General features: G+C 36.8%; 5 protein-coding genes and 1 pseudogene. 1 reads left to right on the top strand and 5 read right to left on the bottom strand.

From position 1 onward, the window contains the following. Positions 1 to 167, bottom strand: a 167-nt coding sequence (bioD, locus tag AC1DSB_RS16675) for an ATP-dependent dethiobiotin synthetase BioD (protein ID WP_477587153.1), incomplete at its 3' end; no start/stop codon positions are given. A gap of 116 nt (positions 168 to 283) precedes the next feature. Between bioD and AC1DSB_RS16670 the strand changes: the two genes are divergently transcribed. After that, positions 284 to 517: a hypothetical protein gene (locus tag AC1DSB_RS16670; protein ID WP_477532835.1), complete on the top strand. Its 234-nt coding sequence runs from the start codon at positions 284 to 286 to the stop codon at positions 515 to 517. 630 nt (positions 518 to 1,147) lie between these two features. Here AC1DSB_RS16670 and AC1DSB_RS16665 read toward each other — a convergent pair. The 4 genes and pseudogenes from AC1DSB_RS16665 to AC1DSB_RS16650 form a co-directional block, all read right to left on the bottom strand. Further along, positions 1,148 to 1,387 carry a hypothetical protein gene (locus tag AC1DSB_RS16665; protein WP_477533150.1) on the bottom strand — a complete coding sequence of 80 codons (240 nt, stop codon included), beginning with the start codon at positions 1,385 to 1,387 and terminating at the stop codon, positions 1,148 to 1,150. A 157-nt stretch (positions 1,388 to 1,544) separates the two neighbouring features. After that, positions 1,545 to 1,976 (bottom strand): ABC transporter permease, encoded by a 432-nt coding sequence (locus AC1DSB_RS16660; protein ID WP_477587152.1) that lies wholly within the window; start codon positions 1,974 to 1,976, stop codon positions 1,545 to 1,547. Positions 1,977 to 2,621: 645 nt separating this feature from the next. Next, a pseudogene (locus AC1DSB_RS16655) lies at positions 2,622 to 3,203 on the bottom strand (ATP-dependent Clp protease proteolytic subunit); the annotation flags it as partial. Between the two features lie 10 nt (positions 3,204 to 3,213). Further along, complete coding sequence (locus AC1DSB_RS16650; protein ID WP_477587151.1) at positions 3,214 to 3,387, bottom strand: hypothetical protein; 174 nt, start codon at positions 3,385 to 3,387, stop codon at positions 3,214 to 3,216. Positions 3,388 to 3,412 lie beyond the last annotated feature (25 nt).

The following is a 3,412-nucleotide window of genomic DNA, read 5'->3' as shown; positions in this document are numbered from 1 at the left end:
GTTGTGTCCTGATAATAATAGCGACCTTTATCCATGACTTCACCCGTTTGTACAGGTTTGTAAGGTATTACTCTATGTCCCTGCATTTGGAGATGACGCATGAATACTGTTGTGATAAACGTTTTTCCAACATCTGTATCAGTACCTACCACCCAAAAATGTTGCAATGTAATTCCCTCATTTTCTTATTATCTTAAAGATTAACCTAAAAAACACTTGTGTTAACCTATTCAATTAATAGGTTAACACAAGTCAAGTTTGAATTAAAAGATTTATGAAATAATTGAATCAAATTACATATTACGTACTTATAAAAAATCATTGGAAAACAAAAAAATTGGATGATTTTTCAAATAACAAGGGAGAAAATACCCAATTATTTAACCGAAAGATAAAGGAAAATCGAATTTTTGCTATCGAGAAAGCGATCTTTGAGTTTATGTTTTCTACTAACCTGAAGGCTGCTGAAGGAGTTTTATCAGAAGTACTTTTTAAATATAAAAAAGCAACGTCTTAAATGACGTTGCTCCAGCTGGGAGAAAAAGAATATTAATCAATATAAAAGTATAACAATTCGCATTCTTATCTATTGCACTCTATCGTAAAATTTTATGGTCGGCTAATTCTTTCGCTTTCCGCGGACGAAACGCTAGCCTCCTCGGCTCAGCTGTCTATGACAGCTGAGCCTGTGGGGTCTAGCTTATTTCGTTTTTCCGCTGGAGTCTTCAGAAATTGCCGACCATCCTACTAATGAAATAATATGAAGAGATACGCAAACATAAGCGAAATCCGTTGATTGGAGTAAAGGCGGCGAAGCTAGCGAAACGATGCAACGTACTTTCATGTTTCGAAGCTAGCAGAGCGATGCAACGCACCTCCATGTATCGAAGCTAGCGAAGCGATGCAGAAACAGAAACAGAAACATGAGCAATGTATACTGCGTCGAGTAACCGCAGGCGCACCGGTTTTTCTAGTGACGAGGAGACTAAAACCGTGCCCGCGAAACGCGTCCGCCGCAAAGGAAATCAATATTTTCTTGCATACGCTCTTTTTCATTAGTATACAGTTATATTCACTGTTTATATTTTTTGTCTACAGTCTGAAGCAACGTCTTAAATGACGTTGCTCTACTTGACTATGGCATCCGTTAGTCGAAAATAAGTTTAACAGTTGCAACAACAAATAAAAGTCCAGACGTAACCAACAATAAAATTCCTACATTTTTATGATTATCTTTCATTACAGATAAACCCATCACTGCAAGTAGTAAAGCCATTACCAAGTTCATTACTGGAAGTAATATATAGTCATATTCAGGAGATATTAGTGAGTATGTAGCCAAACCAATAATAGTGATTCCCAACAAAATTTGTATAATAATTATCATTTCATTCCTCCTAAACCGTTCTATTAAAGTAAAGCATTCGTTACTTAAATAAAGACATACGAAATTCATTCATAACGATTAGCAATATTCTTGTACACAGGAATTCTGCAAGTTTACGAAAGAGCATTTCTGCCTAGTACAGAAACGTACACGAATATTACCTATCAAAACGCAGATCGCTTTTTTCATTTAATTTTCTTTCCAAATACGAACGACTAACGCTATAAATTGCTGTAATGATGAAAGCGATAATACTTGGGTAACCAACATAAACTACTGGTTTCATATGTTCAACTAAACTATATTCTCCCCATTCAAGCCATAAACGCCAACCCATCCCAAGGCTACTTAAGATCAAGCTACCAATAAAGACAAACCATTTTCTTTCTTTAAAAAGCCCTACAAATATGTTCGCAACAACAAAATATATTAATAAAGAAACAATCATAAAATACAAACTAAATCCCTTCAATCCAGGAATCACAAACGTAAATGTGATTCCTGTAAAAAAAAGAATAGTGATGATTGCAAATACTAAAAATTTCGCAGGTGATTTCGCTACTTTATGATAAAACTGTTGATCAAACATACATTGCCCTCCCCGTTTTACGCTTTTCCAAAAAACTTCAGTAAAAGTTAATTCAACTGTTATTTCATTGCCTTACTGTATGAAACACCACAATCATCATAGTGGTTTTCCTAAAATTCGGCTTTCAGTGATAGCTATCCTTTACTTCATACGGTTAAAATTCAAATAAGTTCCAATTTAAAGAACAAAATTTCACAACTAACCTGACCCGTTAGCCACCCATGCATCGCAATAACCAGCCGTATAAATTACTACGGCTAGGAGATGAAGGTCGCTGAACTATGGTGCGGTAAAGCCCTCCCGTGAGTCTGACACCAACGACCACGGTGCATCACAGTCTGCCGCACCCAATATGGGTAGCACTTATGGGAAGATTAATTCGGCGCTTGTTACTGCACCAGAATTGCCATTATTTTCTAGTATAGGCACTTCTCAATAATCCCGATTAATAAGGAAAGCTAAAAAAACCGTTGGCGTGTTCGCGCCAACGATTTTTTTGAAGAACAATATACAGGAAAGTTTAATCATTTATAAATATTATGACTGCTTCTTGAACAGGCACCTCTTGAATTATAAGACGGTAGCGCCAGTTCTCAAAGTCTGTTAACTTCCTTTTCCATAAGTAGGAAACTCTTTTGAAAATTATTATTTACTTAAGATGATATCAATCAATCCCAATTCTTTTGCTTCCTCGGCAAAGAAAAAGCGATCGCGATCTGTCAGTTCATTCATTCTTTCGATTGATACTTTAGAACGCTCAGACATAATGCGGTTCATACGATTCCTCGTTTCAAGAATGTGCCTTGCATGGATATCCATTACCGCAGCTTGACCCCTAACTCCCCCTAAAGGTTGGTGAAGCATAACTTCGCTATTGGGCATGGCATACCTTTTGCCCAACTCCCCTCCGATAAGCAAAAATGCACCCATGGATGCAGCCATTCCTACGCAAGTTGTACTGACATCCGGTTTAATATGCTGCATCGTGTCATAAATGGCAAAACCTGCGGTAACAGATCCTCCAGGTGAATTGATATATAGTTGAATATCTTCATTAGGATTGTCTCCACTTAAGAATAGAAGCTGTGCAATTACTTTACTTGCCAGCTGATCATCAATTTCACCACTGATTAGAATGATACGATCCTTTAACAATCTAGAATAAATATCGTAAGACCTTTCATCACTGTTACTTTTTTCAACCACAAATGGAACATTGCTCATTTGTTTGACCTCCTTATGCTGCCATTTGAATTTTTATAGAATTTCTTTCGCCAAACCCGGAAGAAACCTGCCGAATCTCGACTTTGCGACTCTCTGTACCTACCGTATGAATTTGTGTCTGTACTTGAACAGTTTTTTCCAAAGGAATGTACACCACTTTTTCATTTTCAAACATAACCTTACTCATTTAAGCTTCTCCTCCTTCATTTATC

This window comes from Paenisporosarcina sp. P4_E4_2 (genome assembly GCF_056401595.1).
Note: the sequence above shows the minus strand (reverse complement) of the source record. Positions and strands in the feature narration are given on the sequence as shown.

Coding starts and splice junctions, on each gene's coding strand:
- AC1DSB_RS16665 (WP_477533150.1), bottom strand. CDS start 1,387: ATGATAATTATTATACAAATTTTGTTGGGAATCACTATTATTGGTTTG.
- AC1DSB_RS16660 (WP_477587152.1), bottom strand. CDS start 1,976: ATGTTTGATCAACAGTTTTATCATAAAGTAGCGAAATCACCTGCGAAA.
- AC1DSB_RS16650 (WP_477587151.1), bottom strand. CDS start 3,387: ATGAGTAAGGTTATGTTTGAAAATGAAAAAGTGGTGTACATTCCTTTG.